Annotated in this window: 28 protein-coding genes and 1 tRNA gene; 13 read left to right on the forward strand and 16 right to left on the reverse strand. The window is 70.1% G+C overall.

The window, feature by feature from the left end:
- Nucleotides 1–9 precede the first annotated feature (9 nt).
- Nucleotides 10–789 (forward strand): phosphate ABC transporter ATP-binding protein PstB, encoded by a 780-nt coding sequence (gene pstB, locus FHP06_RS06290; RefSeq protein ID WP_147684848.1) that lies wholly within the window; start codon nt 10–12, stop codon nt 787–789.
- Here pstB and FHP06_RS06295 read toward each other — a convergent pair.
- The 4 genes from FHP06_RS06295 to FHP06_RS06305 all read right to left on the reverse strand — a co-directional run bounded on the left by FHP06_RS06295 (nt 786) and on the right by FHP06_RS06305 (nt 3,036).
- Nucleotides 786–1,805 (reverse strand): inorganic phosphate transporter, encoded by a 1,020-nt coding sequence (locus tag FHP06_RS06295; protein WP_407921276.1) that lies wholly within the window; start codon nt 1,803–1,805, stop codon nt 786–788. The two genes, pstB and FHP06_RS06295, sit on opposite strands and share 4 nt — an antisense overlap.
- 3 nt (nt 1,806–1,808) lie before the next feature.
- Nucleotides 1,809–2,426: a DUF47 domain-containing protein gene (locus tag FHP06_RS06300; protein WP_147684850.1), complete on the reverse strand. Its 618-nt coding sequence runs from the start codon at nt 2,424–2,426 to the stop codon at nt 1,809–1,811.
- A 91-nt stretch (nt 2,427–2,517) separates the two neighbouring features.
- Nucleotides 2,518–2,667, reverse strand: a complete 150-nt coding sequence (locus tag FHP06_RS15930) for a hypothetical protein (protein ID WP_187271809.1) — start codon at nt 2,665–2,667, stop codon at nt 2,518–2,520.
- 135 nt (nt 2,668–2,802) lie between these two features.
- Nucleotides 2,803–3,036 carry a hypothetical protein gene (locus FHP06_RS06305; RefSeq protein WP_147684852.1) on the reverse strand — a complete coding sequence of 78 codons (234 nt, stop codon included), beginning with the start codon at nt 3,034–3,036 and terminating at the stop codon, nt 2,803–2,805.
- Between the two features lie 78 nt (nt 3,037–3,114).
- Here FHP06_RS06305 and FHP06_RS06310 point away from each other — a divergent pair.
- Both FHP06_RS06310 and FHP06_RS06315 read left to right on the forward strand, forming a co-directional pair.
- Nucleotides 3,115–3,190: transfer RNA gene (locus FHP06_RS06310), tRNA-Lys, on the forward strand.
- A 34-nt stretch (nt 3,191–3,224) separates the two neighbouring features.
- Nucleotides 3,225–3,515: a hypothetical protein gene (locus FHP06_RS06315; protein WP_147684854.1), complete on the forward strand. Its 291-nt coding sequence runs from the start codon at nt 3,225–3,227 to the stop codon at nt 3,513–3,515.
- Nucleotides 3,516–3,525: 10 nt separating this feature from the next.
- Here the strand turns inward: FHP06_RS06315 and FHP06_RS06320 are convergent, their stop codons facing one another.
- Nucleotides 3,526–4,380 (reverse strand): HAD family acid phosphatase, encoded by an 855-nt coding sequence (locus FHP06_RS06320; RefSeq protein ID WP_147684856.1) that lies wholly within the window; start codon nt 4,378–4,380, stop codon nt 3,526–3,528.
- A 95-nt stretch (nt 4,381–4,475) separates the two neighbouring features.
- Here FHP06_RS06320 and FHP06_RS06325 point away from each other — a divergent pair, with 95 nt between their 5' ends.
- On the forward strand, nt 4,476–5,642 hold the full coding sequence (locus tag FHP06_RS06325; RefSeq protein WP_147684858.1) for a zinc-binding dehydrogenase: 1,167 nt from the start codon (nt 4,476–4,478) through the stop codon (nt 5,640–5,642).
- Here FHP06_RS06325 and FHP06_RS06330 read toward each other — a convergent pair.
- Genes FHP06_RS06330 through FHP06_RS06340 form a run of 3 tightly spaced genes read right to left on the reverse strand, consistent with a single transcriptional unit; the run spans nt 5,630 to nt 7,028 of the window.
- Entirely contained in the window at nt 5,630–6,421 is a 792-nt protein-coding gene (locus tag FHP06_RS06330) for an alpha/beta fold hydrolase (protein ID WP_147684860.1), read from the reverse strand. The two genes, FHP06_RS06325 and FHP06_RS06330, sit on opposite strands and share 13 nt — an antisense overlap.
- A gap of 20 nt (nt 6,422–6,441) precedes the next feature.
- Complete coding sequence (locus tag FHP06_RS06335; RefSeq protein WP_147684862.1) at nt 6,442–6,669, reverse strand: RNA-binding S4 domain-containing protein; 228 nt, start codon at nt 6,667–6,669, stop codon at nt 6,442–6,444.
- Nucleotides 6,666–7,028, reverse strand: coding sequence for a DoxX family protein (locus FHP06_RS06340; protein WP_147684863.1), 363 nt, complete (start codon nt 7,026–7,028; stop codon nt 6,666–6,668). The genes FHP06_RS06335 and FHP06_RS06340 overlap by 4 nt, the downstream gene beginning before the upstream one ends.
- Before the next feature lie 34 nt (nt 7,029–7,062).
- Between FHP06_RS06340 and FHP06_RS06345 the strand changes: the two genes are divergently transcribed.
- The 3 genes from FHP06_RS06345 to FHP06_RS06355 are packed head-to-tail and all read left to right on the forward strand — an operon-like array spanning nt 7,063 to nt 9,398.
- Nucleotides 7,063–7,788, forward strand: a complete 726-nt coding sequence (locus tag FHP06_RS06345; RefSeq protein WP_147684865.1) for a lysoplasmalogenase — start codon at nt 7,063–7,065, stop codon at nt 7,786–7,788.
- A complete protein-coding gene (locus FHP06_RS06350; protein ID WP_147684867.1) occupies nt 7,785–8,546 on the forward strand; it encodes a lysophospholipid acyltransferase family protein in 762 nt (253 codons plus the stop codon). Before FHP06_RS06345 ends, FHP06_RS06350 begins: the two co-directional genes overlap by 4 nt.
- A gap of 12 nt (nt 8,547–8,558) precedes the next feature.
- Entirely contained in the window at nt 8,559–9,398 is an 840-nt protein-coding gene (locus FHP06_RS06355) for an alpha/beta fold hydrolase (protein WP_147684869.1), read from the forward strand.
- Here FHP06_RS06355 and FHP06_RS06360 read toward each other — a convergent pair.
- Nucleotides 9,395–10,105 carry an exonuclease domain-containing protein gene (locus FHP06_RS06360; protein WP_147684871.1) on the reverse strand — a complete coding sequence of 237 codons (711 nt, stop codon included), beginning with the start codon at nt 10,103–10,105 and terminating at the stop codon, nt 9,395–9,397. The two genes, FHP06_RS06355 and FHP06_RS06360, sit on opposite strands and share 4 nt — an antisense overlap.
- 94 nt (nt 10,106–10,199) lie before the next feature.
- Between FHP06_RS06360 and FHP06_RS06365 the strand changes: the two genes are divergently transcribed.
- Nucleotides 10,200–11,051 carry an SDR family oxidoreductase gene (locus tag FHP06_RS06365; protein WP_147684873.1) on the forward strand — a complete coding sequence of 284 codons (852 nt, stop codon included), beginning with the start codon at nt 10,200–10,202 and terminating at the stop codon, nt 11,049–11,051.
- Here the strand turns inward: FHP06_RS06365 and FHP06_RS06370 are convergent.
- From FHP06_RS06370 to FHP06_RS06380, 3 genes are read right to left on the reverse strand one after another with little or no spacing between them, the layout of a single operon-like run.
- Nucleotides 11,011–11,916 carry a sucrase ferredoxin gene (locus FHP06_RS06370; protein ID WP_222706382.1) on the reverse strand — a complete coding sequence of 302 codons (906 nt, stop codon included), beginning with the start codon at nt 11,914–11,916 and terminating at the stop codon, nt 11,011–11,013. The genes FHP06_RS06365 and FHP06_RS06370 overlap by 41 nt on opposite strands.
- A 4-nt stretch (nt 11,917–11,920) precedes the next feature.
- On the reverse strand, nt 11,921–12,946 hold the full coding sequence (locus FHP06_RS06375; RefSeq protein WP_222706383.1) for a cupin domain-containing protein: 1,026 nt from the start codon (nt 12,944–12,946) through the stop codon (nt 11,921–11,923).
- Nucleotides 12,943–13,215: a BatC protein gene (locus FHP06_RS06380; protein WP_147684875.1), complete on the reverse strand. Its 273-nt coding sequence runs from the start codon at nt 13,213–13,215 to the stop codon at nt 12,943–12,945. Before FHP06_RS06380 ends, FHP06_RS06375 begins: the two co-directional genes overlap by 4 nt.
- A 98-nt stretch (nt 13,216–13,313) precedes the next feature.
- Between FHP06_RS06380 and FHP06_RS06385 the strand changes: the two genes are divergently transcribed.
- Nucleotides 13,314–14,099, forward strand: coding sequence for an SDR family NAD(P)-dependent oxidoreductase (locus tag FHP06_RS06385; RefSeq protein WP_187271810.1), 786 nt, complete (start codon nt 13,314–13,316; stop codon nt 14,097–14,099).
- Nucleotides 14,100–14,193: 94 nt separating this feature from the next.
- Here the strand turns inward: FHP06_RS06385 and FHP06_RS06390 are convergent, their stop codons facing one another.
- Both FHP06_RS06390 and FHP06_RS06395 read right to left on the reverse strand, forming a co-directional pair.
- Nucleotides 14,194–14,766: a permease gene (locus FHP06_RS06390; protein WP_147684877.1), complete on the reverse strand. Its 573-nt coding sequence runs from the start codon at nt 14,764–14,766 to the stop codon at nt 14,194–14,196.
- Between the two features lie 25 nt (nt 14,767–14,791).
- On the reverse strand, nt 14,792–15,931 hold the full coding sequence (locus tag FHP06_RS06395; protein ID WP_147684879.1) for a peptidoglycan-binding domain-containing protein: 1,140 nt from the start codon (nt 15,929–15,931) through the stop codon (nt 14,792–14,794).
- Nucleotides 15,932–16,031: 100 nt separating this feature from the next.
- Here FHP06_RS06395 and FHP06_RS06400 point away from each other — a divergent pair, with 100 nt between their 5' ends.
- A complete protein-coding gene (locus FHP06_RS06400) occupies nt 16,032–16,823 on the forward strand; it encodes an exodeoxyribonuclease III (RefSeq protein WP_147684881.1) in 792 nt (263 codons plus the stop codon).
- A gap of 530 nt (nt 16,824–17,353) precedes the next feature.
- On the forward strand, nt 17,354–18,445 hold the full coding sequence (locus FHP06_RS06405; RefSeq protein WP_147684882.1) for an adenine nucleotide alpha hydrolase family protein: 1,092 nt from the start codon (nt 17,354–17,356) through the stop codon (nt 18,443–18,445).
- On the opposite strand, the gene FHP06_RS06410 is transcribed toward FHP06_RS06405, so the two are convergent.
- Nucleotides 18,446–19,963 carry a class I SAM-dependent methyltransferase gene (locus tag FHP06_RS06410; RefSeq protein ID WP_147684884.1) on the reverse strand — a complete coding sequence of 506 codons (1,518 nt, stop codon included), beginning with the start codon at nt 19,961–19,963 and terminating at the stop codon, nt 18,446–18,448.
- A gap of 94 nt (nt 19,964–20,057) precedes the next feature.
- On the opposite strand from FHP06_RS06410, the gene FHP06_RS06415 reads away from it, so the two are divergent.
- Entirely contained in the window at nt 20,058–22,181 is a 2,124-nt protein-coding gene (locus FHP06_RS06415; RefSeq protein WP_147684886.1) for a glycosyltransferase, read from the forward strand.
- Here FHP06_RS06415 and wecB read toward each other — a convergent pair.
- The gene (wecB, locus tag FHP06_RS06420; RefSeq protein ID WP_147684888.1) at nt 22,139–23,236 is read right to left on the reverse strand and encodes a non-hydrolyzing UDP-N-acetylglucosamine 2-epimerase; all 1,098 of its coding nucleotides are present in this window, start codon (nt 23,234–23,236) and stop codon (nt 22,139–22,141) included. The genes FHP06_RS06415 and wecB overlap by 43 nt on opposite strands.
- Nucleotides 23,237–23,333: 97 nt before the next feature.
- Here wecB and FHP06_RS06425 point away from each other — a divergent pair, with 97 nt between their 5' ends.
- Nucleotides 23,334–25,484 (forward strand): acyltransferase family protein, encoded by a 2,151-nt coding sequence (locus FHP06_RS06425; RefSeq protein WP_187271811.1) that lies wholly within the window; start codon nt 23,334–23,336, stop codon nt 25,482–25,484.
- The last annotated feature ends 2 nt before the right edge of the window (nt 25,485–25,486 follow it).

Genomic DNA, 25,486 nt, shown 5'->3' on the forward strand with positions numbered 1-25,486 from the left:
GAGCCCACCATGGCCACCAGCATCGACGTCAGCGACCTGAACATCTACTACGGCGACTTCCTCGCGGTGGAGGGCGTGACGATCCCGATCGCCGCGCGCTCGGTGACCGCGTTCATCGGCCCGTCCGGCTGCGGCAAGTCGACGTTCCTGCGTTCGCTCAACCGCATGCACGAGGTCGTCCGCGGCGCCCGCGTCGAGGGCAAGGTGCTCGTCGACGGCGAGGACCTCTACGGCGACGACGTCGACCCGGTGGACGTCCGCCGGATGGTCGGCATGGTCTTCCAGCGCCCGAACCCGTTCCCGACGATGTCGATCTACGACAACGTCCTCGCCGGCCAGCGGCTCAACAGCAAGCGGATGAAGAAGACCGACGCCGACGACGCCGTGGAGCGCGCCCTGCGCAGCGCCGGTCTGTGGGCCGAGGTGAAGGACCGCCTCGACCGTCCCGGCTCCGGGCTGTCCGGCGGTCAGCAGCAGCGGCTGTGCATCGCCCGCGCCATCTCGGTGGAGCCGGAGGTGCTGCTGATGGACGAGCCGTGCTCGGCCCTCGACCCGATCTCCACCATCGTCATCGAGGACCTGATCCACGAGCTGAAGGCGCAGTACACGATCGTCATCGTCACCCACAACATGCAGCAGGCCGCCCGCGTCTCGGACACGACGGCGTTCTTCAACCTCGCCGGTGTCGGCATGCCCGGCCGTCTCGTGGAGCACGGCGCGACGGAGAAGATCTTCTCCAACCCGGACGAGTCCGCCACTGAGGCCTACATCCAAGGGCGTTTTGGTTAGTTCCCGGGGATGAGCAGTCGCAGGATCCCGTAGGCGATCGCGGCGACGGTGGCCGCGGCCGGGATGGTGATGACCCACGCTGTGATGATGTTCCGCGCGACGCCCCACCGCACGGCGCTGAAGCGCTTGGTGGCGCCGGCGCCCATGACCGACGACGTCATGGTGTGCGTGGTGGACACCGGGGCGTGCTGGCCGATGGCCATGAAGTAGAGCACGAATGACGCCGTGAACTCCGCGGCGAACCCGCGGGGCGGGTCGAGGGCGATGATGCGGCGGCCGAGCGTGCGCATGATCCGCATGCCGCCGGAGAAGGTGCCCAGCGAGATGGCGGTGGCCGCGGCCACGATGACCCAGAGTGGGATCTCGTCGTTGCTCGCGTGCTCGCCGCCGGCGATCAGGGCGAGCACGATGACGCCCATCGTCTTCTGCGCGTCCTGCAGGCCGTGACCGAGCGAGAGCATCGCGGCCGACACGGTCTGGGCGAGTCGGAAGCCGCGGTTGACCGCGTGCGGACGGGCGCGACGGAACGCCCACATGATCACCGTCATCACGATGAACGCTCCGGTGAAGCCGAGCAGCGGGCTGACGACCATCGGGACGGCCACCTTGTCGACGACCTTGTCCCAGTCGACGGTGATGCCGGCCGAGAGGCCCACGCCGATGAGCCCGCCGATCAGCGCGTGCGACGACGACGACGGGATGCCGAAGTACCAGGTGATGAGGTTCCAGGTGATGGCGCCGACGAGCGCGGCCAGCACGACAGTCAGGGCGTGGTGCGGGTCGGCGATGTTGTCGAACCCGGACAGGATGTCCTTGATCGTCTTGGCCACCTCGACGCCGAGCAGGGCGCCGACGAAGTTCAGGATGGCGGCCATCGTGAGCGCCAGACGAGGCGTGAGCGCCCGGGTGGACACCGAGGTGGCGATCGCGTTGGCCGCGTCGTGGAAGCCGTTGGTGTAGTCGAAGAACAGCGCGATGGCGATGGTCGCCACCATCAGCCCCGTGGTGAGGTCCACGGCTCAGGATTCCTTGACGGCGATCTGCTCCACCGTGTTGGCGACCGACTCGAGGGCGTCGATGGCGTGCTCCAGGGAGTCGGCGACGTCCTTCAGCTTGAGCACCTCCAGCGACTTGTAGCTGCCGCTGAACAGGTCGGCGACGATGCGCCGGTAGGAGCGGTCGCCCTGGTTCTCGAGCCGGTTGATCTCGATCCAGTACTCCTCGAGGTCCTTCATCGTGCGCAGCCGCGGCATGGCCTCGGCGGTGAGCTGGGTGGCGCGCTGCAGCACCTCGACCTGGGGCGCGAACTCCGGCGGCAGGGCCTCGAGCTCGTAGAGGCCGAGCAGGTCGACGCACTCCTCCATGAAGTCCATGACGTCGTCGAGGCTCCCGGCGAGGCGGTAGATGTCCTCACGATCGAACGGCGTGATGAACGTGCTGTTCACGCGGCGGACGATCTTGTGCGTGGTCTCGTCGGCCTCGTGCTCGGCCTCGCGCATCTTCTCGGCGATGGCCTTCTTGTCGCTGCTGTCGTCGAGCATCTGGGCCAGCAGCGCGGCACCGTCGACGAGGTGTGCGGCGGCCTCGGAGAACATGTCGTAGAACGAGGACTCCACCGGTCGGATGCGAAGACGCATCGCCACACTCCCGTCGGGATCTGTACAGGCCAAGGCAATGCTAGGGGGTGGCCGCGACGCGGTGTCAATCGCGGTACGGACCGCCCAGGAGTCAGCCGGCGACGACGCCGAGGATCTCGTCGACCTCGCGCTGCGTCAGAGGTCCCTCGTGCTCGGAGGCAGCGATCATCAGCCGACTGGTGAGCTCGATCTCGTCGAGCACCGCGTCGTCGCGCAGACGGTGGTCGAGTGGCTCAGGCATCAGGGGGTGGCTCCGGAGTCGTGGTTCTGGCGCCGGTATCTCGGCGTGAATCCAACAGTATCGCCGCGGGGTTCACCCGTGGGCCGGTTTGCACGAACCCGGTCAGATGCCCAGGTTTCGGATCGACGACGGCGTTCAGTGCCTCGGCCGCGCTTGCGTCTGATCACTCCACCACTTGGCCCTCGCGATCCCCTCGACGAACACGCCGAGCACGCCGAGCACCGCGATCGCCAGCCCGAGCGGGGCCCAGGGCAGCCGATCGAGGGTGTCGGCACGGACCAGCGAGATCATCACCAGGCCGACGATGATCATCGACACCGTCACGGCGCTCACCGAGAACCACTCGAGCTTCGTCTTGTTCACGCTCATGTGATCACCTACCTCTGCTTCGAATGTCCGCCTCCGGGCGGCAAATCGCAAGCCTGCGGCTGGCAGACTGTCCGCCTGGGGCCTCTAGCTCAATCGGCAGAGCAGCGGACTTTTAATCCGCGGGTTCAGGGTTCGATCCCCTGGGGGCCCACCAGCATGAGATCGGCCCTGCGGGGTACGTCCTCAGCATGGAACAGCCAGAGCAGCAACCGGACGACGAGTGGACCGGGAGCGCGAAGCGGCCGTGGGTGAACCCGCCGATGCGCTACTCGCTGGGCTCCGGCGGACGGGCCTGGCGGATCGCCCTCGGCGTCGTCGTGCTGACGTTCGTCGCGGTGATCGTCCTGCTCGTCCTCGCGCGGCAGGACGTGGTCAGCGAGAGCTGGGCCTACGTCGCGCTCGCGGTCGGCCTGGTCAGCGCGTTCGCCGCGCGAGTCCTCGGCGTGCTCAAGGCGAGCAGCGAGGACAAGCGCGGCTGAACGGGCTGCGTCAGGGCAGGTAGTACATCGGGTTCGGGAGCTTCACCGTGCGGTCGGCGAAGCCGCCCTCGAGGTCGCTGTACTGGTCGCCGAACGAGGCGACGATGTTGAACCCCAGGGACTCGATGTGCTGCCGCGTGAGCGACTTGTACTGGATCGTCGCGCAGGACGGCGCACAGGAGGACAGCCACGGAGCGGTGAGGTCCTTCGTGTACACGTTCTCGGCCTTGGGCGCGTAGCCCGCGGCGTCCAGGTCCTGGATCGTGCCGTCGAGCTGGGCCACCCCGCGACCGGTCAGGTAGAACACCTCGTACCCGTGGTCCTTGGCGAAGTTCACCAGGTCGACCATGTGCGGCACCGCTGGCAGGTCGAAGTCCGGGTTGTCGACGAACGCGGCGTTGATCGACGGGTTGTAGACGAAGTTGCTGTAGATCTCGTAGCTGTACGTGTTGATCGTGGTGTCGTCGACGTCGAAGAGGACGGCCTTCTTGCCGTCACCCTTGCGGTCGCGGTGCCACTTCAACGTGCGCTCGGCGGCCGTGACGATCTTCCCGACCTCCTTGGCGTAGGCGCCGTTCGGATCGAACGTGTGCAGCGCCTTGTCGCCGCCGTCGACGCTGTTGTCGACCGGGTCGACCTGGGTCGTGGTGGTGTCGCCGTAGTAGCCCTTGATGGCCGTGCGGACCTGGTCGATGTTCTGGATCTGGGTCGACTTGGTCGGATGCTCCGGCGGCGGCGGGACGTTCGGAGCGTTGCGGGCGCCGGCCGAGCCGGCCGCCAGCAGGAGGACCGAGGCGCCGGCGGCGACCCAGCCGGAGATGGACAGGAGACGCGAGCCGCGGGCTCGCGAAGACGTGATGGACATGCGTTGGAAGACCTTCCCCCGATAGTGGACTGGACCAACTATCAACCCATTCCGGCCGTCTGCCAAGAGCAGGATCTGACGGCTACGCTCACGCCATGAGAGCCGTCTCCTGCCGCGACGCCACGCTCAGCGTCGTCGACCTCCCGAAGCCGACGCTCGAGCGCGGTCAGCTGCTGCTCGACGTCCTCGCCTGCGGGATCTGCGGGTCGGACCTGCACGCCCGCCACCACTGCGACGACATGGCGGACGCCACCGCGGAGACCGGCTTCACCGAGTTCATGCGGTCCGACCAGGACGTCGTGATGGGGCATGAGTTCTGCGGCCGGGTCGTCGAGCACGGACCCGGCACCCGGAAGCACGATGCCGAGGGCACCACCGTCGTCGCCTTCCCGCTGATGCGGCGCGGCGGCAAGGTCCTCCCCACCGGTCTCACCGCGAGGTCGCCCGGCGGCTACGCCGAGCAGGTGGTGGTCGAGGAGTCGCTCGCCATGGCCGTGCCGAACGGGCTGCACCACGACCTCGCGGCGATGACCGAGCCGATGGCCGTCGGCCTGCACGCGGTGCGCCGCGGCGAGGTCGGCAAGAAGCAGGGCGCGCTGGTCGTCGGCTGCGGGCCGATCGGGCTGGCCGTCATCTCGATGCTCAAGGCCACCGGGGTGCGCTCGGTGGTGGCGTGCGACTACTCGCCCGCCCGGCGCGCGCTCGCCACCGCCTGCGGCGCCGACGCGGTGGTCGACCCGGCCGAGCATTCGCCCTACGCCTCGTTCGAGGAGCGGTACTACACGTCGGCCGACGCGATGCTCGACCTCGCCGTCGACTCCATGGACAAGCTGCGGCGGCTCCCGCTGGTGCCGTGGCAGCACGTGATGCGGGCCGCCGAGGTGGCCGGCGCCATGCCGTCGGGCCCGGTGGTCTTCGAGTGCGTCGGTGTGCCGGGCGTCATCGACGACATCATCGCCAAGGCGCCGCTCTCCAGCCGCGTCGTCGTCGTGGGCGTCTGCGCCGAGCCGGACCGGATCCGCCCGACCGTCGCCATCAACAAGGAGATCGACCTGCGGTTCGTCCTTGGCTACACACCGCGCGAGTTCCACGAGGCCTTGCGCCTGCTGGCCGACGGCAAGGTCGATCCGTCACCGCTCCTGACCGGCAAGGTCGGCCTCGCCGGCGTCGAGGCGGCGTTCGACGCGCTGGGCAACCCGGAGCAGCACGCCAAGATCATGGTGGACCCGACGAGCGACGCGGAGCAGCCTCAGCCGGTGTGAGCGAGGACGAGGTCGGCGACCTGGTCGCCGGCCTCCCAGGCCACGTGGTGGCCGCGGCCGAGCATCGGCTCGAAGCGCGCGCCCGGGATGCCCTCGGCCAGGCGCTGTCCCGCGGCGAACCGGATGATGCCGTCGTTCTCGCCGTGCACCACGAGCGTGGGGACGTCGATCTCGCCGAGCCGGTCGCGGACGTCGTGGCCGCCGACGGCGCCCATCTGGTGGAGCACCACCGGCGTCGGCACCTTCACGCTGGCGGCGGCCTCGGCGAACTCGTCGAAGCGCCCCGGCTCGTGCGCGAACCCCGCGGAGACGTTGCCCTCGAACATCATCCGCAGCGCGGTCTCGCGATCGGGTGCCTGGCCGGCCTCGGCGAGCGAGCCGATCTGGTCGCCCCAGACGTCGTCGGTGTCGCCCCAGGTGCCGATCAGGGTCAGCGTGCGGGCACGCTCGGGCTGACGGAGGACGAGCGTCTGCGCGATCGCTCCGCCCATCGAGAAGCCGACGAGGTGGGCGTCGTCCCACCCGGCGGCGTCCATGACGGCGAGGGCGTCGTCCACGAGGTCGTCCTCGGTGAACGGCTCGTCGACGCGCGAGCTCTCGCCGATGCCGCGGTGGTCGTAGACCACGACGTCGTGCTGCTCCATGAGCCGCTCGACGAACCGCGGACCCCACGCGGCGTGGTGCCCGGCCACGCCCATGAGGAGGAGCAGCGGGCTGCCCTCGCCGCCGCGGAACGCGGAGATCGTGGCGGACGGGGCGTGCACGGAGAACGGCGTCATGCCTCGCAACCTAGCGACGCCTAAATGACGCGGAACCGCTGCGTCCCACCCGGAGCGGCGACCTCGACGACGGCGCCGCGGTCGAGCTGGCGGCCGCGCCGCGTCTCCACCTCGCCGTCCACCTGCACGTCGCCTGCAGCGATGATCGCCGCCGCGTCGGCACCGGAGTCCGCGACGCCGACGAACTTGAGCAGCTGGCCGAGCCGGATCCCGCCCTCGCGGATCGGGACGTCCTCGGTGTCGCTCATCCCTGCTGCACGAACAGGACGGCCGTGGCGACCACGAGGACCATGGTGAGCGCGTCGGCGCCGATGTTGACGGCCTCCGACCGGGAGTGGCGGCGCTGGGCGCCCACGCGGGTGACGACGGCGCCGACCAGGAGAGCGGCGAGACCCACACAGGCGGCGACGCCGACCGGCCACCAGGCGAGGCCCACGAGCACCCCCGCGACCCCGAGCCACTCGCACACGCCGATCAGCTTCCACGTCCGCGGATCGACGTCGAGCGAGTCGCGGATCTTCAGCGAGGCGGGCGCGCTGAGCAGCTTCACGCCGCCCGTGCCGACGAACGTGACGGCCACGAGGATCGCCAGAACCGTGAGGACCATCCGGTCAAGGTAGCGGCCCGGTAGCGTGACCGCCATGACGGCCGTGAAGAGCCCGTGGATCATCGCCTTCGGCATCGTGGCGGTCGTCCACCTCGTGCTGAACGCGGCCGACGTGACGCCGTGGGACAGCATCACGAAGTGCCTCCTCGCGCCGCTGCTGGTGGCGTGGGTGCTGCAGCTCGACGGCCCGCGACTCCTGGTGCTGGCGCTGGTCTTCTGCTTCCTCGGCGACCTGTTCCTGGAGCTCGACGACCTCTTCGCGGCGGGCATGGCCGCGTTCGCCGCCGCGCACGTCAGCTTCATCGTGTTCTTCGTGCGGCGCGGCGCCCTCGACCGGCTGCGGACCGTCCTGGTGCCGCTGGTCGTCTACGTCGCGGCGGCCGTCGGCCTCCTCGCCTGGGCCTGGTCCGGGCTCGACGCCGAGATCCGTCCGCTCGTGCCGTTCTACGTGCTGCTGCTTCTCGGCACCGCCATCACGTCGCTCGCGCTGGACCGCCGCGCGGGCATCGGCGGGCTGCTGTTCCTGATCTCGGACGGGTTCATCGCGCTCGGTGAGGCCGACCGGATGGACAAGGACGCGGCCTGGCACGGGCTCGTCGTCATGGGCCTGTACATCCTGTCGATCTTCCTGTTGTCCGCCGGGATCCTGAACCGCGAGGCCGCTACCCGCCGGGCCGCCCAGGACGGGTTCGACCCGACCGTGCGCACCGACTGCTGGCCGCGGCTGCCCGAGTCGACGTCATTTCGACAGGCTCAATGACCGGCGGAGACCGCACCTATCGCGTCGCGGCGCGGTTGTTCGCCATCCTCTTCCGCCTGCTCGGCCTGCGGATCACCGTGCGCGGCGCCGAGCACCTGCCGACGTCCGGCCCGGCGGTGCTCGCGAGCAACCACACCGGATTCCTCGACTTCACGTTCGTCGGCTACGCGGCCCGCGAGCGCGGCCGGCTGGTGAGATTCATGAGCAAGGTGTCGGTGTTCGACTCGCGGATCACCGGGCCTCTGATGCGGGCGATGCGGCACATCCCGGTCGACCGCTGGACCGGCGCGAGCGCGTACCGACAGGCGCGCCGGGCCCTCGACGCGGGCGAGCTCGTCGGTGTCTTCCCCGAGGCGACCATCAGCCGGTCGTTCCTGGTGAAGCCGCTCAAGCCTGGCGCGGCGGGCCTGGCGATCAGCCGGTCCGTACCGCTGGTCCCGGTAGCCGTGTGGGGGTCGCACCGGATCGCCACGGTCGACGGCCGGCGTGGCCTGCGGCGCGGCAAGGCGCTCACGATCCTGGTCGGCGAGCCGCTGCACCCGGCGGACGGCGAGTCGATCGCCGAGCTCACCGAACGCCTGCACGCGGCGATGACCGCCCTGGTCGACGAGGCGATCGACACCTATCCGGACACCCCGAAGGACGACGCCGACCGCTGGTGGCTGCCGCACGACCGTGGCGGCACCGCGCCGCCGCCCGAGGTCGCCGCCGCGCTCGACCGGGCGGCCCTGGAACGCATCAACCAGCCCGTCGACTGACACGATGACGCCATGACCTTCGCGGAGCAGACCCCCGTCACCGTCGGCGACCTCACCTTCGACGTGCGGATTGACGGGCCCGACGACGGCGTCCCCGTCCTGCTCCTGCACGGCTTTCCGGAGACGTCGGCGTCGTGGACCGACGTCGTGCCCCGGCTGACCGACGCCGGCATGCGGGTCGTCGCGCCGGACCAGCGCGGCTACTCCCCCGGCGCTCGCCCGGAGGGCGTCGAGCACTACGCGGTCGACCGGCTCGCCGCGGACGTCGTCGGCATCGCCGACGCCCAGGGCTGGGACACGTTCCACCTGGTCGGCCATGACTGGGGCGCCGCCGTCGCCTGGTACGTCGCGGCGCACCACGGCGACCGGCTCCGCAGCCTCACCGCGTTGTCCGTGCCGCACCTCGCCGCCTACAACCGGGCGCTGCGCGAGGACGCGGACCAGCAGGAGCGCGCCGCGTACATCGGGTTCCTGCGGATCGAGGGCAAGGCCGAGGCGCTGCTGATGGAGGACGAGTTCCGGCGACTCCGAGCGATGTACGGCGGCGACGTGCCGGCCGAGCAGGTCGACGACTACCTCGCACGCCTGGGCGAGCCGGGCGCCCTGACCGCCGCGCTCAGCTGGTATCGCGCGATGACGGCCGAGCTCGGCGACCTGCCGGTCGTCCGCGTCCCGACCACGCTCGTCTGGGGCAACGGCGACCTGGCCATCGGACGCACGCCCGTGGAGGAGTCCGCGCAGCACGTGGACGCCGACTACCGGTTCGTCGAGCTGGACGCCAGCCACTGGCTGCCGGAGCAGGAGCCCGACGCGGTCGCCGAAGCCGTGCTGGTGCGGACCGGGTCGGTCTAGGCGGCGAGCGGCCAGCCGGTGGGATCGTCGACCGGTCGACCGGACGTGCGGGCGTAGGAGTTCCACTCGGCGACACGGTCGGCGAACCAGCGCCGCTGCTGCACCATCAGCTCGCCCAGCGCGAGCGACCCGACGTGCGGGTGGCGGGCGCCGAGCTCGACCGCCACGTCGCGCGCGGCCCGGGCGTCGCACATGGCGTCGTGGGCGGACTCGATGGGCACGCCGTAGTACGCGGCGACGTCGACGAGCCGGCGACGGCCCAGGCTGCCGCGAGCGATGCCCCAGTCGACGACGTACGGGTCGACGACCAGCAGCCGGGACCAGTCGGGCTCGCGCAGACCGTTGCGCCGGGCCTCGGCGCGCAGCATCGTCAGGTCGTAGGCGGCGTTGAAGACCACCAGGCCGACGCCGCGGTCGATGAGCGACTCGACCCACTCGAGGATCCCGGCGAGCACGCGGCTCGGCGTGGGCTCACCGGTGAGCATGGCAGCGGTGAGTCCGTGCACCTCGGCGGACGCCGGCGGGATGGGGACGCCCGCGTCGACCAGCCCGCTGACGGCGACCGGGCCGTCGATCAACGCGTAGCTGAGGATGCGGTCGGTGCGCGGGTCGACGCCCGTGGTCTCGAAGTCGAGCGACGCGAGCGGGAGCCGGTGCCACCCGTCGTGGGTGCCCCGCAGCGGTGGTGCTGCTGCATTCGTCTCCATCGCCGACCTCCTTGCGTGCAGGCTAGGCGTGACCACCGACACCCTCGCGTCGCGACACCCCTAACTGGTACATTTGTCCGACTTCGGAGGATCCATGACCAAGACCAGCTTCGACGGGGCCGTCACCGTCATCACCGGCGCCGGCAGCGGCATCGGCCGCGCCACGGCGCTGCTCGCCGCGAGCAAGGGCGCGCGGCTCGTGCTCACGGACGTCGGCGAGGAGACGCTCAAGGAGACCGTGGTCCTCGTCGAGGCCGCGGGCGGCACGGTGATCCACTCCGCCGCGCTCGACGTCCGCGACGCCGACGCCGTCACCGACTTCGCCGCGCGTGCCCACGAGCTCGCCGGCGGGTCCACCGACATCGTCATGAACGTCGCCGGCATCTCCACCTGGGGCCGCATCCAGGACCTCACCGTCGAGCACTGGCGGCGCACCGTGGACGTCGACCTGATGGGTCCGATCCACGTCATGTCCGCGTTCGTGCCCGCGATGATCGACGCCCGGCGCGGCGGCCACGTCGTCAACGTCTCCTCCGCCGCGGGCCTCATCGGCCTGCCGCTGCACGCGCCGTACAGCGCTGCGAAGTTCGGGCTGCGCGGCGTCAGCGAGGTGCTCCGCTTCGACCTCGAGCGGCACCGCATCAAGGTCTCCCTCGTCTGCCCGGGCGGCGTCGACACCCCCCTCGTCGGCACGGTCGACATCGTCGGCGTCGACCGGGAGGACCCCAAGGTGCAGAAGGCCATCGCCGCCTTCAGCAAGCACGCGGTGACGCCGGAGAGCGCGGCCGCCTCGATCGTCAAGGGCGTCGAGAAGGGCCGCTACATGGTCTACACGTCGCAGGACATCCGCTTCGCCTACTGGGCGCAGCGGTACGTGCCGTTCGGCTACAACGTCGCCATGCGAATCATGAACCGGCAGGCGCAGAAGGTGCTCGTACGTCGGTGACGACGAACGAGCGCGCCGACGTGGCGTGCGGCGCCCGGCAGGTCAGCAGGGCGGCCGCGGCGTGCTGCGCCTCGACGTCGGCAACGACGGTCAGCGGCAGCGGGCCCGTGCAGCTGAGCTCGACGCGCCACCGTTCGTGACCCGCGCTCTGCACCACGGCTGACCGCACGTCCCGCGGGCCACCCGGGCCGAACCGCTCGTGCGCGGCGATGGCTGCAGCCTGCGCCACCGGCGACAGCATGCTCGAGCCGCGCAGCTGCTCGGGGACGACCACGCCGCCGAGGTGCTGCTCGACGGTCGCCACGGAGTCGTCGCGCCCGAGGTTGCCGTAGTAGGTGCCGTCGGGCAGGACCACGACGTTGCCGGCGAACCGGTCACCACCGACGTGGCTGCACTCCCACACGGCGTCGGGCCAGCGCTCGGCGAGGGCGGCGGCCACCGGTCGGCCGCGCACGGCACAGCACGTGTCGTGGCGGCCGTGGGCGCAGACAAGGAGCACCGGGTCCGTCGAGCCGCCGGGCGGGTCGGCGATGACGTCGCAGGCGGCCAGCAGGTCCGCGTCCTGCTCCCACGTGCCCCAGCTGATGGTGCCGCCGACGACGTCGGCCACCGCCCAGGCGCGGCGGGGCTCGTGGTCCTGGCGGCCGGGGCGCCGTATGAGCAGGGTCCGCCCTCCGTGCCGTCGCGTCGCGGCGACCAGCTGGTCGATCACCTCCGGCTCGATGCCGGACGTGCCGACGGCATCGAACCCCCACGGTCCCGGGTGCTCGATCAGCAGGAAGCGCCGGACGTGCAGCGCGGTGCCGTTCATGACGTCACCGCGATGGCGGGCGGTGTCCGCGCACAGCGGACGAGGCTCGTTCACGCTCTCAGTCTGCGTCGGGAGCCTGCGACGCGCGCAGCTGCGCGACCGGCCCGACCGGCGCGGGCCGGGTGGCCGAGCGCCTCCGGTCGCCGAGCCGCCGGGCGATCTCGTCCGCCGGCACCGAGCGCACGGCGGCGGCGAGCCGCTCCCGGACGGTCTCGACGTCGCCGACGATCGCGAACGGGTCGTCGACCTCGACGCCGGCGCCGAAGGAGGTACGGATCCCCGGGTCGCCGGCGAGCTCGTCGAGCGCCGCGTCGAGCAGCTCGCGGGCGAGGTGGTGGCGGGTCCAGGGGTGGATGCCCATCGTGAGGTGCGTGCTGACGTCGCCGAGAGCGGTGGCCGCGTGGATGAACCCGCGCGGCAGGTAGAGGCAGTCGCCGGGCTCGAGCACGGCGTCGATCACCGGAGGCTCCGCGGCGGCCTGCTCGACCGCGGCGCGGTGGGCGGTCCACGGCTGGTCGCGCAGCGGGGCGTCGACGACCGGCGCGTGGATGCGCCAGTGCTTCCGGCCGGAGACCTGCAGGACGAAGACGTCGTGGACGTCGTAGTGGTCGTCGAACCCGCGCGACTGCGGCGGGGTGACGTACGCGTTGACCTGCAGAGGATGCGCGAGCTCGTGCGCCAGCTGCTGGGAGAAGTCGAGCACCGGGGACCAGGTGCGGTGCAGGGCCTGCAGCACGATCGTCGCGCCGCCGGCGAACAGCGCCGACAGCTTGGCGTCGTCCACCTGGTCGGCGATGCCGGCCCCGACGCCGCCGCCGGACGTGAACGCGTGGTTCGGCAGCGTGGTGCCGTCGCGGGCGACCCGGATGAACGGCGTGCGGAGGCCGCGGCGCGACACCAGCTCGTCGAGGGCCGACTCCGAGAACAGGTCGGTGAACCCCTCGGGCAGCTCGCCGGCGCGGGTCAGCAGGGCCTCGCGGCTCCAGACGTCACGCCGAAAAGCGTCAGGGTCGGCGACGAGCCGGCGCAGCGCGGAGTGCCCGGCCGTCTGGCCGGGCACCCGCGTCTGTGCAGCTGCGGTCACTGGAGGCGTTCGTCCTCGGCGCCCCCGCCTTCAGCGCCACCGTCCGCGCCGCCGTCCTGGACGCCCGGCGTGCCCTCGGCACCGCCGTCCGCCGGACCCTCGGCGCCACCGTCGGCGCCACCGTCCTGCACTCCGGGCGTGCCCTCGGCACCGCCGTCCGCAGGTCCTTCGGCCCCGGTGTCGGCACCACCGTCGGCGCCGCCGTCCTGGACGCCCGGCGTGCCCTCGGCACCGCCGTCAGCAGGTCCTTCAGGTGTGGTCTCGCTCATGAGTCCTCCTCCGATCTCAGGGAACGACACGAGCACGTGCCGCCTTCCACGTCTAGCACCTCCAGGTCCCGGTGCAACTCGGTAGAGTTCGTCGCCTCATGACCGATGACCTGTCGTCCGACTTCGCCGACGCTCCGGGCGTGGCCCTCGTGGTCGGCGGCAGCGGTGGCCTCGGGGCCGCCATCGCGGAGATGCTGGCCGCGCGCGGCAGCGACGTCGCCGTCACGTACCGCTCCAACGCGGCGGCCGCTCAGGCCGTCGCCACCGCGGCGGAGAAGCACGGCGCCCGGGCCACCGCGCACGCGCTCGACGTGAGCTCGGCCGAGGCCGGCGCGGCCGTGGTCGCCGAGGTGGCCGAGACCCACGGCGGTCTGCACACCCTCGTCTACGCCTCCGGCCCGCACGTGCCGATGGTCCACCTGTCCACGGTGTCGCCCGCCGACTTCGCCGACCAGCTCGCCCAGGACGCCGCCGGCTTCTTCAACGTCGCCCAGCCCGCGCTCCCCCACCTGCGGGAGACCGAGGGCTCGATCGTCGCCGTCACCACCGCCGCCACCGCGCGGTACCCGGTCCGCGACGGCCTGTCGTCGGCGCCCAAGGGAGCGGTGGAGGCCGTCGTGCGCGCCTTCGCCGCCGAGGAGGGCCGGTTCGGCGTGCGCGTCAACGCCGTCGGTCCGGGCATGCTCACCGACGGCATGGCCGCGCGGCTGATCGGGTCCGGCGAGCTCGACGACGACGCCCTCGCCATCACCCGCGGCAACATCCCGATGCGACGCTTCGGCAGCGCCGCCGACATCGCCGAGGCCGTCTGCTTCCTCGCCTCGAATCGGGCCGGGTTCATCAGCGGCCAGAAGCTGGACGTCGACGGCGGCTACTCCGTCTGATCGTCCCGGCGCTCTCGTGGTCTCGATACGACGGACGCCTTCAGCGTGACGCACTCGACCTGGCGAGACGCTCGCGCGCTAAGCGCGCTCGGTCTCACTCATCCCTCTCGCTGAGCTTGCCGCGGAGGTTCTTCACCTCGCGACGCTGGTGCGACAGCCGCATGCTCATGGCGACCACCACCACGGCGATCACGGCGGCGGAGACCGCGCCGATCGCCGTCGCGACCCGGAAGCCGGGGGCGTCGACGTCCATGATCCGCTCGCCGGCGTGGGCCGCCTTGCTGTTGCCCGCCACGACGGAGAGCGTCAGCCAGTTGGGCGTCGCGAGCAGGACCGCGACGATCGCGACGATGCCGCGCCACTCCCAATTGAAGAACCGCCGTCGCACCTGGGCGAGCACGATCAGCGGGACGAACGTGAAGACGAACCCGTAGAACAGGCCCCAGAGCGTGCCGGCCGTGAGGTGCCCGTTGACCTGGTCGGCCACGCGCTGCGACCACCAGCGCGGGAAGAACGCCGCCGCCACGAGGTACGCCACGTACGCGAGGGCCGCGACCACGAGGATCAGCACGCCGCGGCGCACCCACCGGCCGGCGTTGACGTCGTTCGGCGTGTAGCGGCGCTCGCCCGCCGTGGTCCCTGGTGAGGCGTCCCCGTCGTCGCTCATGCCGTCATCATGGCACCGAAGCGCGCTACTTGGCGGCCAGCAGCTTCCACTCCGTGCGCGTCACGATCCCGGTCTCCGCCAGGCCGTGCTTCCGCTGGAACGCCTTCACGGTGCGCTCGGTGAGGTCGGCGAAGTAGCCGGTGCGGGCCTTGGAGTTCATCAGCAGCGCGGTCTGCAGGAACAGCACCTTGGGACCGGTGGACAACGGGCCGATCGGCGAGTCGGCGTAGTGCTCCAGTCCGTACCGCGCGGCTGACCCGTCGCCACCCGCGTAGCCGGCGGCCCGGTTGTACGTGATGGACGACGGGACGAGCGACGACCACGTGGGCAGGTCGATCGAGCTCGTCACCGGGAGGTCGTACTTCTTCTGGTACGCGATCACGGCGGTGCGGGTCGCGCTGTCGAACACGCCCGACTTGGTGATCCCGAGGGCGCCCTGCGCGGTCTTCATCGACGACGCCTTCGAGCCGAGCTCGACGATGCCGTACGAGCTCTTCTTCACCGGGTACCACGGCGCATAGCAGGGCTTGGTGTTCGGCGACGTCCGCATGACGGCCGGCTGGTCGATGAACCGGGCACACGGGCCGTACTCGGTCGGCATGACCTTGCCCTGCCAGAACGACGTGTTGGCGTGCGCGCCGTTCCAGCTGAACGAGATGTGGATGTGGTCGGCGTGGCCGGAGCTCGCGCGCCAGCCGTCCTTCGCGCGGTAGGCGCCCCAGATCTTGCCGTTGTAGATGACGTACATGATCCCGAGGCGGCGGGCCCACTTCCCGCTGTCCTGCGTCAGCCAGGCGAGGAAGTCGGCGGCGGCGGCCTTCTGCTTGGTGTTGGAGACGGCCACCATCCAGTCCCAGGCGCGGCCGTCGGCGTGCTCCGACGTCCCTTCGCTGCACGAGCGGGCGGTGTTGCCCGAGCCGCCGATGCCGTAGGTGGCGAGCACCAGCTCTCGGAGCTTCGCGACGCCGGTCGGCGTGCCGGGCTGGCAGGCGATCTGCGGGATGTAGGCCGGCACCGGGTCGAGCGACGTCGGCAGCGTCACCGGCGGCGTCAGCCCTTTGGGCGACGACGGGAACGGGACGGGCGTGGTGGTGGCGGCGCCGGCCTGCACCGGCAGCACGGCGGCTGACAGCAGGACGGCGAGCGCGGCGGCGATCTTGCGCATGACGGAACTCCCTCGTCTGCCCGCTTCCCCGTCGGGCAGACGACCATCATGCGTCACATCCGTATCACGCGTCCCACGATTGCACCGATAATCTCAGGGCGTGCGCATCGCCACCTGGAACATCAACTCCGTCCGAAGCCGCATCGACCGGGTCCTCGCGTTCCTGGAGCGCACCGAGGTCGACGTGCTGACGCTGCAGGAGACCAAGTGCCGGGACGACCAGTTCCCCGCGCTCGAGCTGAGCGCGATGGGCTACGAGGTCGCGCACTTCGGGCTCGACCAGTGGAACGGCGTCGCCGTGCTGTCCCGCGTCGGGCTCGACGACATCACCACCTCGTTCGCCGCCGACCAGCCGCGCTTCGGCGAGCCGGAGGTGCTGGAGGCGCGCTCGATCGGCGCCACCTGCGACGGCGTCCGGGTCTGGAGCCTCTACGTGCCCAACGGCCGCGAGCTCGGGCACCCGCACTACGACTACAAGCTGCGGTGGCTCGAGAGCCTGCGCGACGCCGCCAGCGGCTGGCTCGCCGACGACGCGCAGGCCCAGGTCGTCCTCACCGGCGACTGGAACATCGCGCCCGAGGACGACGACGTCTGGGACATGGCGGTCTTCGCGAACAGCACCCACGTCTCCGAGCCTGAGCGGGCGGCGTTCCGGGCCATCGTCGACGCCGGCTACGCGGACGTCGTCCGCCCGCACACCCCGGGTCCCGGCGTCTACACGTACTGGGACTACAAGCAGCTCAGCTTCCCGAAGCGACGCGGCATGCGCATCGACTTCCTGCTCGCCTCCCCCGCCCTCGCGGCGCGGGTCACGTCCGGGTGGATCGAGCGCGAGGAGCGCAAGGGCAAGGGCCCCAGCGACCACGCGCCCGTCGTCATCGAGATCGTGTAGCCGTGCCCACCGTCATCGGCACCATCGGTGGTGTCCCGGCACGCGTGGTCGACAGGCTCCGCGCCACGCATTCGGGTCACAGGGTTCACGAGCTCCCAGGCATCACGGTGCTGACTCGCAATCGGACCCGAGCATGGTCCAGCACGGAGAGTCACGGGCTGCTGTGGGCGGCTCAGGACTTCCGTCGATCCGTCGCTTCATGGCATGACGCTGCCCAGCTCGCGGGCGCTTCTGGAGTTGCGGCCACTCCCCACGGCCCGGTCCTCCACGCCTCCGCATGGGGACTCGATCCGCTGTATCACGCGCGCTGTGGGGATGGCGTCGTCTTCGCTTCCAGCGTCGACCCCTTGGTCCACGTCCTCGACGGGCACCTCGAGCCGGACTGGGAGGCGTGGGCTGCGTCCCTGCTCGCACGCTTCGTGCCGCACGACAGGTCATTGTTCAGGGCCATACGCCGGCTGCCTGGATCATGGTCCGTGCGGATCGTCAACGGTCACCAACCCCAAGTGCGCCGCGCTGTACCCCGTTCAGTGAGAGACCCGGTCGACGAACCGACGCCCGCAGAGATCGTCACCTTGATCGACGATGCCCTGTTGGGCCACCCCGCCCTTGGCTCGACCGCACGCGAACATCGAGCGACGGTCCCGATCACCGGTGGTTGGGACTCCCGACTCTTGGCTGCCCGCGCGGTTTCGCTCTTCGGACCTCGCGACCTGCGAACCATCACCAGCGCGAAGCACACCCTCGGCGAGACGCCGGATGTGACGCTCGGCGGAAGGCTCGCCGCCCACCTGAATCTCCCGCACGTGGCTCTGTTCCCACCGCCTGATGAAGCCGTCGACAGCTTGGTCGAGGCGTACCGAGTGTCGAACTTCGAGACCTCTAGCCATGCCTGGCTCGTCCCAGTTGCACGGCGGTTGAGGTCGTGGCACCTTCCGGTCATCGATGGGCTCGCGGGAGACATCCTCCTGAAGAACAAGGCCGTCTCGGTCTCGAGCCTCGAGGCGCGGAGCGGCGAGCCGGTTCGGGAAGTCCACCGTGCACAGTTCTTCAAGGTTCCACCGAGCGGCGTGCCCGGCGCCAACGGCGTTGACCTGATGGTGGAGCTGGCACTTCCACTGGTCGACACCGCGTACCGCGCCTACGAGGGCCTCCGCGAAGAGGCAAGGGTGATGATGCTTGCCGCCCGGACTGCGCGGGTGATCTCCCTTGCTCCCTATGGACTGCTCGAACCTGACGCGGAGCTCGTCACACCGTTGGCGCATCCGGAGGTCATGGCCGCCCTCCTCGCGGTGCCGTGGCCCAAGAAGACTGGCGGCGTGTTTGCTCGCAGTCTTCTCGAAGCGGCCCGACCAGGGCTGTCAGACCTGCCATCGACGAACGACCTCGTCCCGCCTCCGACCACAGGTGTGAGCCGCTGGGACCTGCCGGACGTCTTGGCGTGGGAGGACGCCCGGCTGCTCGAGCTCCGTGAACGCACCGGAATTCCCTACGAGCGCGGGCAGGTCGGCGAGCTCCTGCACCCCCGCAAGGCTCAATGGCGACAAGGCCTTCTGCTCCTTGCGCTCTGGCTCGAGACCTACGGGCACCGCCTCACGTGCACGGCAGCACCGTGGTGGTGATCAGTGCGGTGCACTCCGGCGCAGCACGTGCATGCCCTTCTCGGTGGAGAACTCCTCGATGGACAGCTCCTGATGGCTCGCCGTCCATCGCTCGATGATCTCCTGCTCGTCCTGACGGTTGGTGTCGTCGAGGACGATGGATGAATCAGGCGCCAGGCGGTCCCACAGCTGGGGCAGGGCCGGGTAACGGGCGAGCGGCGCCGTGGCCTTGGGGGGGCCATCGATGAAGAGAAGCCCGATGTCGGTGAGATCCTCGATCGCCGAAAGGGCGTACCAGGGACGTTCGCCGTCGTCAGTCGACACCGGTTCGATGGCGGCGAACCGGGCCATGGCGATGTCATCGACACCGTGCAGCGCGAGCATCCTGTTCGTCTTGCCCGCGTACTCAGCGTCGTGATCCAGTGCCACGATCCTGACGTCGAGACCCACCTGCTTTGCCGTCAGGGCTAGGAACAGCGTCGATACGCCGCTCCCGCATTCCACGACGACCGACGGCCGTACGACCAACATCTCCTGCACGAGGATGTTCAACGCGTCCGGCGAGACGGCCCACCCACGCATCGGTGGCACGGGTGCCTTGACGTCGGCCAGGGTGAACAGGTTGATCGTGGCCTGGACCTGTTCGAACGTGGATTGGGACTCGCGCGTGATCTGCCGCAGAAGGCCGGGCTTCGTCGGGTCGACGAAACCGTCGCGCATCAGCTTGAGTCGATGGATGACCTCGTTGGTGGCCAGCTCGTTCGCCGACACAGCGCGGCGCAGCTGCTCCATCTGGGCTGGTCCCAACGACTTGCTCAGGGCCGTCATCTGAGCGGCACGCTCGCGGTCGCGGGCGAGCAGACGTCGACTCTGCTGCTCCGATCGCAGGATGCCCACTGCCACCAGCATGGCAAGCCCCGTGCTGAGGGTTGCCAGGTAGTACTCGTCGAGGAGTGCGACGAGTCCGATGCTCAGGGCGAAGGCCAGCAGAGCCACGACCACCGCAGCCGCGACAAGCTTGCGCCGCATGAACAGCGCAGCGCGAAGTCGCTGCGCACGTCCGGCTCGGGGAACGGACGCGACCGCGGGAGGCGGAGGAGCCGGGCTCGGCGCGGGCGAGACCGGTGCCTCCGGACTCGGCGCCTCGATTGCGGACAACCAACCATGCAGGAACGGGCCGGCCGACATCTGTGCGTCATCGGTCGGCTTGAGCACGGCGGAGCGGAACTCCTCCTCGGTCTCGACGACCTCGAAGCCGACGAATGCGGTGGCCCACGACTCGGCGTCGGCGTCGGCGACCGACACGGCAGTGACGTGGACATCGCCGGGACCGAGGCTCGCAGCCAGGTCGACAAGGGAGCGCAGCTCAGCGGGCGAATCACCTGAAGCCACGACGACGACTCGCGCGTAGGGAGCATGAGCCGCGTCGACGCCCCCGTCATCCGACACCAGCGTCACATCGGTCTCGGGGCCGTCGCCGAGATTACCGGCGAGGTCTTCGAGCGAGCGGAGGATGATGAGGGCTCGCTCATCGGGCATGCTGTGACCACTCCTCAGTCGGCCGGAACGGGTCGACGTGGCCATCCCCACGACGTCCAGCCCGATCGTAGCGTCTGACTACCATGGGGAGACCATGAGCCTCGAGTCGCCCGGCGTCAGCGTGCTGGTCAGGACCCACGAGGGCGCTGCCTCTATCCTCGAGACCCTCGAGTCGCTCACGGGACAGACTCTCGAACCGGACCGTTTCGAGATCCTGGTCGTACCCAACGGCCCCGACGACGGCACTGTCGAGCTGGTTCGTGACTTCCGGGACCGGCATCATGAGTCGAACATCCGCATCATCTGGTGCCCTGTCACAGGCGTCGGCCCCAGCACCAACGTGGGCATGGCTGCGGCACGCCGCGAGTACGTCACGATCGTCGACGACGACGACACTGTCTCGCCCAGCTTCCTGTCCTCGCTGTTGGCTGTGGCGCGGCCCGACACCATCGCGCATGCCTATCTCGCAGACGTCTCGCCAGACGAGGACTTTCCCGACTTCGACACCTATGTCAACCGATCCGTCACCCGTGCATCAGGCCGCACGGTTCATCCGGCAGAGGTCAGGTCCGCCCTCAGCTTCAACACGGCCAAGCTCGTCCTGACACGGCACGCCCGGGCCGTGAGAGCCCGCGAGAACCTGCGGTTCGGGACCGATGTGGTGTTCTGGAACACCCTCGCCAACCGGTTCAAGCTCTCCGTCACCGTCGTGCCGACCAGCGACCATGCCATCTACTATCGGCACCGCCGGATCGGCTCATACTCACGGCCGGCCGAGCTGTCGCGCGAGATGGGGATCAGCGCCCGGTTGGACACCATCGAGGCGTTGTGGCCCATCTACTCGGACCCGACCCAGTACGGACACCGCGCCGCCAGGCATGCGGTGCAGTCCGCGGCGCGCGGCATCGGAGAGTTCCTCCACGAGCACCCGGACGATCACGAGCTCGCCGTCGACGAGATCAAGGACCGCCGTCTCGAGCCCTTCCCCTGGCGCTCCATGAACCGCGATCGGGCGCGTGACCTCGCCACGTGCTACGCCTTCCTGCCCAGCAACAACACGAGCGCGATCGTGGGTGGACGCCGGGTGCGTGCTCATGGACTGGCCGTCGATCTCATCACGCAGGATTTGTCGTCCCGATTCGAGCACGACCGAGCTGCTCTCGACATCGTCAAGCCGTACGTGGGCAACCAACACACCGTGGGCGGCAGACCCGGGGAACGCACGTGGGCACCGATGGCCGCCTACGCGCTCGAGGGCATCGAGAAGATCGCCGAGTGGGAGCGAGCACAGGGTCCGTACCGATCCGTGTACAGCCGCGCCATGTGGCCCGCTTCCCACGTACTCGCTGCCTTGCACAAGGTCAGACGGCCATCGACCTTCTGGATCGCAGAGTTCTCTGACCCCTTGTCCCACGGCCTTCGATCGCAGCCTCGCCGATCCGGACGAGGCGAGGACGCCTTGACCGAGGAGCTGGACCTCGGCTTGCGTCAGGCAGGTTTCAAGCCGCCGAGTGGCGAGCTACTCATGCCCTGGATTGAGCACCTCGCCTACGTCCTCGCCGACGAGATCCTGTTCACCAACGAGCACCAGCGCTCGTACATGATCAGCCACATCGACGACGAGGCGCTTCGCCGGCGCGTGCTCGACCAGAGCGTCGTCACCCCGCACCCGACGCTGCCGCCGGAGTTCTACCAGCGCAGTGACGCCACACTCGCCCGCAAGCCCGACACGGTGCACGTCGCCTACTTCGGGGCGTTCTATGTCACCCGCGGACTGACCGAGGTGGTCGACGCGGTGCGCCGCCTCGACGCGTCGCAGCGGTCACGCCTGGAGATCCACGTGTACACGAAGGACCCGCGCGACCTCGGCGACCAGCTCAAGAAGCACAAGCTCACCGGCATCATCAAGCCGCACCCGTACGTGCACTACCTCGACTTCCTGCACCTCACCACGCAGTTCGACTGCCTGATCGTCAACGACGCCCGCACGCTCGACACGCACGAGGTGAACCCGTACCTGCCGTCGAAGCTGAGCGACTACCGCGGGTCCGGCCGGCCGATCTGGGCGGTCGTCGAGCCCGGCAGCATCCTCAGCCGGCAGGACGTCGAGCACATGTCGGAGCTCGGCGACGTCGAGGGCGCGCTGCGCGTGCTGACCGACCTGCTGGGCGAGGGTCAGGCGCCGACGACGTCGGCCACCACGGCAGCGATCCGCTGACCCGCGGCGCCGTCCCACAGGGGCGGCGTGACGGCCGGGGTGTCGGTGCGCGGCAGCGCGAGCGCCTCCTGCACCGCACCGGCGAGGCCGTCGGACGTGACGAGCCGGTTGGTGCCGTGCGTGATGGTGACCGGCCGCTCGGTGTTGGGCCGCAGCGTCAGGCACGGGACGCCGAGCATCGTGGTCTCCTCCTGCACGCCACCGGAGTCGGTGACCACCGCGCGGCTGCCGCGGACCAGACCGATGAACTCGACGTAGCCGAGCGGCTCGATGACCGTGACGTTCTCGTGGTCCATCAGCCCGGCGCGCGCGAAACTCTCGCGGCCGCGCGGGTGCAGCGGGATGACGACGCGGACGGTGTCGGCCACCTCGTGCACGGCGCGGACGATCTTGGCGGCCTGCTCGGGGTCGTCGACGTTGCCCGGCCGGTGCAGCGTCGCCACGACGTAGTCGCCCTCGAGCCCCAGGTCGGCCGTGACGGCGACCGGGTCGAACGTGTCGAGGTTGGCGAGCAGCGTGTCGATCATCGGGTTGCCGACGAAGTGGATCTTGTCGGCCGCGACGCCCTCGGTGCCGAGGTGGACGTTCGCGTCCGGGCTGGTGGTGAACAGCAGGTCGGCGAGCGCGTCGGTGACGACCCGGTTCACCTCCTCCGGCATCGTGCGGTCGAAGCTGCGCAGGCCGGCCTCCACGTGGGCGAGCGGGATCTGCAGCTTGGCGGCGACGAGCGCGGCGGCGACGGTGGAGTTCACGTCGCCGTAGACGATGACCAGGCTCGGCCGGTCGGCGACGAACATCTCCTCCAGCGCCACCATGACGGCGGCGGTCTGCGCCCCGTGCGACCCCGACCCGACACCGAGGTTCACGTCCGGCTCCGGCAGGCCGAGCTGCTGGAAGAACACCTCCGACATGACCGGGTCGTAGTGCTGGCCGGTGTGCACCAGGACCTGCCGAACCCCGAGGCCGTCGAGCGCTCGGATGACCGGTGCCGCCTTCGGGAAGTTGGGCCGGGCGCCGGTCACGTGGAGGACGTGCGGAGCGGCGGTGCTCGTCATGGGCGCCACCGTATCGGTGGGGCCGACGTGGCAGAATGAGTTGGTACTCCAACACCTCCTCGCGGTGGGGTGACCCGTGCGAACCGCCCCCGACCACGTGACTGTCACAGCTCCTTCACGACGCACGCCCGAGCCTGCTCGGGCCCCGTCGTCGACGGCGATCCGTGGTGACGTCCAGGGCCTTCGCGCCCTGGCGGTCTCCCTCGTCCTCCTGTTCCACCTGTGGCCGAACCGGCTCAGCGGCGGCTACATCGGCGTCGACGTCTTCTTCGTCATCTCCGGTTACCTGATCACGTCGCACCTGCTCGGGCGCCCGCCGCGCGACCTCCGCGGCCTAGGCACCTTCTGGTCGCGCCGCATCCGGCGCCTGCTGCCCGCGTCCTTCCTCGTGCTCGCCGTCACCCTGCTGGCGTCGCGACTGATCGCCCCCGAGACGCAATGGGCCAACACAGCGCGCGACGTCCGGGGCGCGACCCTGTACATCCTCAACTGGCGGCTGGCGGGCAACTCGGTCGACTACCTCGCCGCCGAGAACGCACCCTCGCCCGTGCAGCACTTCTGGTCGTTGTCGGTCGAGGAACAGTTCTACCTCGGCTGGCCGGTCCTGATGCTCGTGCTCGGGTTCCTCGCCGTCCGTCGTGGACGCGACGCCCTGACGACGATCCTCGGCGGTCTGGCCGTCGTCGTCGCCGCGTCCTTCACCTACTCGGTCTGGATGGGCCAGCACTCACCCGCCCCGGGCTACTTCGTCACGCCCACCCGCATCTGGGAGCTCGGCATCGGCGCCCTCCTGGCCGGGTACCTGCTCCGCCGCGAGCGGTCCGGGCAGGGGTACCTCGCACCGGCCGGCCCGGCGCGAGCAGTCGCCACAGTGCTCGGCCTGGCCGCCGTCGTGTGGGCGGCGTTCGACTTCTCCGGCGCGACACGGTTCCCGGGATGGCACGCCGCCATCCCGGTGCTCGGGTGCGCGCTGCTCATCGGCATCGGTCCGGCCGACCGGGGCGGCGCGCTCGACCGCGTGCTCGACAACCCGGCCGCACGCTGGCTCGGCGACATCTCGTACTCCGTGTACCTGTGGCACTGGCCGATGATCGTGCTGCTGCCGTCGGTGAGCGGCGGCGAGCTCGGGCGGCTCGACAAGGCCGCGATCATCGTCACGGCGCTCGTGCTGTCGGCCCTCACCAAGACGTTCGTCGAGGACCGGTACCGCCGCGTGCGCACCACGGGCCGCAGTCGTCCGCGACTCACATCCGTGTTCGTCACCGCTGCCACCGGCATGGTGCTGCTCGTCGGCCTCACCGTGGCGCAGACCCACGAGGTCGCCCAGCGGCAGGAGGATGCCCGGGCGTCGCTGCAGCGCGCGCTCAGCGGCGACCAGAAGTGCTTCGGCGCCAACGCCATGACTCCCGGTTCCGGGTGTGGGATCACGCGGTCCGGCGACGTCGTGCCCGCTCCCGCGCAGGCCGTGGACGACCACTCCACCGCCTACGACCACGACTGCCGCGCGGTCGAGCCGTTCAAGAGCACGCCCACCTGCACCTACGGCGACCCCGACGGCGACGTCAAGGTCGCCATCACCGGCAACTCGCACGCCGTCCACTTCCTGCCGGCGCTCGACCGGATCGGCAAGCAGTCGGGCTGGAAGATCACCACGTACCTGGCTTCGGCCTGCCGACCCACCGAGGCTCGTGACGTCTGGGACTCCAAGGAGTCTCAGACGGGTTGCTACGAGTGGGGTCAGCGAGTCCTGGAACAGATCCGCAAGGGCGGGTTCGATCTCGTCGTGATGTCCAACTCCACCACCGGTGAGGCCGAGGGGGCTTCGGATCACTCGGAGAGTCTCCGGATCTGGCAACGCGGCTACGAGAAGTACCTCGGGGAGCTGACCCGGGCCGGCGGCCCGTCCATCGTCGCGATCCGCGACGTCCCCACCCCGGCACGCACGCTTCGCACTGCCGTGCCCGACTGCGTGGCAGAACATCGTGACGATCTCACGAGATGTTCGGGCCCGCGGAAGGCATGGCTGGTCGAGGATCCGTTGATCGACGCTGCGAAGGCCATGCGTGACCGGAAGGTTCGAGTCACCGACCTCACCGACCGCTTCTGTGACGCCAGAACCTGCTTCGGCGTGATCGGAGGAGTGATCGTCTACTTCGACCACCAGCACATTTCTGCCACCTACTCCATCAGCCTCGCCCGATACCTGGCTGAGCCTCTCTCCGAGGCGCTCGGTGCAGCGACCGGGTGATC

Source organism: Aeromicrobium terrae, assembly GCF_008039565.1.
Classification (GTDB): domain Bacteria; phylum Actinomycetota; class Actinomycetes; order Propionibacteriales; family Nocardioidaceae; genus Aeromicrobium; species Aeromicrobium terrae.

Excerpts from the sequence above, each read along its gene's own strand:
- FHP06_RS06330 (WP_147684860.1), bottom strand. The coding sequence starts at position 6,421 with ATGACGCCGTTCTCCGTGCACGCCCCGTCCGCCACGATCTCCGCGTTC.
- FHP06_RS06300 (WP_147684850.1), bottom strand. The coding sequence starts at position 2,426 with ATGCGTCTTCGCATCCGACCGGTGGAGTCCTCGTTCTACGACATGTTC.
- wecB (WP_147684888.1), bottom strand. The coding sequence starts at position 23,236 with ATGACGAGCACCGCCGCTCCGCACGTCCTCCACGTGACCGGCGCCCGG.
- FHP06_RS06305 (WP_147684852.1), bottom strand. The coding sequence starts at position 3,036 with ATGAGCGTGAACAAGACGAAGCTCGAGTGGTTCTCGGTGAGCGCCGTG.
- FHP06_RS06315 (WP_147684854.1), top strand. The coding sequence starts at position 3,225 with ATGGAACAGCCAGAGCAGCAACCGGACGACGAGTGGACCGGGAGCGCG.
- FHP06_RS06365 (WP_147684873.1), top strand. The coding sequence starts at position 10,200 with ATGACCAAGACCAGCTTCGACGGGGCCGTCACCGTCATCACCGGCGCC.
- FHP06_RS06385 (WP_187271810.1), top strand. The coding sequence starts at position 13,314 with ATGACCGATGACCTGTCGTCCGACTTCGCCGACGCTCCGGGCGTGGCC.
- pstB (WP_147684848.1), top strand. The coding sequence starts at position 10 with ATGGCCACCAGCATCGACGTCAGCGACCTGAACATCTACTACGGCGAC.
- FHP06_RS06415 (WP_147684886.1), top strand. The coding sequence starts at position 20,058 with ATGAGCCTCGAGTCGCCCGGCGTCAGCGTGCTGGTCAGGACCCACGAG.
- FHP06_RS06410 (WP_147684884.1), bottom strand. The coding sequence starts at position 19,963 with ATGCCCGATGAGCGAGCCCTCATCATCCTCCGCTCGCTCGAAGACCTC.
- FHP06_RS06350 (WP_147684867.1), top strand. The coding sequence starts at position 7,785 with ATGACCGGCGGAGACCGCACCTATCGCGTCGCGGCGCGGTTGTTCGCC.
- FHP06_RS06340 (WP_147684863.1), bottom strand. The coding sequence starts at position 7,028 with ATGGTCCTCACGGTTCTGGCGATCCTCGTGGCCGTCACGTTCGTCGGC.
- FHP06_RS06360 (WP_147684871.1), bottom strand. The coding sequence starts at position 10,105 with ATGGAGACGAATGCAGCAGCACCACCGCTGCGGGGCACCCACGACGGG.
- FHP06_RS15930 (WP_187271809.1), bottom strand. The coding sequence starts at position 2,667 with ATGCCTGAGCCACTCGACCACCGTCTGCGCGACGACGCGGTGCTCGAC.
- FHP06_RS06380 (WP_147684875.1), bottom strand. The coding sequence starts at position 13,215 with ATGAGCGAGACCACACCTGAAGGACCTGCTGACGGCGGTGCCGAGGGC.
- FHP06_RS06395 (WP_147684879.1), bottom strand. The coding sequence starts at position 15,931 with ATGCGCAAGATCGCCGCCGCGCTCGCCGTCCTGCTGTCAGCCGCCGTG.
- FHP06_RS06320 (WP_147684856.1), bottom strand. The coding sequence starts at position 4,380 with ATGTCCATCACGTCTTCGCGAGCCCGCGGCTCGCGTCTCCTGTCCATC.
- FHP06_RS06355 (WP_147684869.1), top strand. The coding sequence starts at position 8,559 with ATGACCTTCGCGGAGCAGACCCCCGTCACCGTCGGCGACCTCACCTTC.
- FHP06_RS06390 (WP_147684877.1), bottom strand. The coding sequence starts at position 14,766 with ATGAGCGACGACGGGGACGCCTCACCAGGGACCACGGCGGGCGAGCGC.
- FHP06_RS06345 (WP_147684865.1), top strand. The coding sequence starts at position 7,063 with ATGACGGCCGTGAAGAGCCCGTGGATCATCGCCTTCGGCATCGTGGCG.
- FHP06_RS06325 (WP_147684858.1), top strand. The coding sequence starts at position 4,476 with ATGAGAGCCGTCTCCTGCCGCGACGCCACGCTCAGCGTCGTCGACCTC.
- FHP06_RS06335 (WP_147684862.1), bottom strand. The coding sequence starts at position 6,669 with ATGAGCGACACCGAGGACGTCCCGATCCGCGAGGGCGGGATCCGGCTC.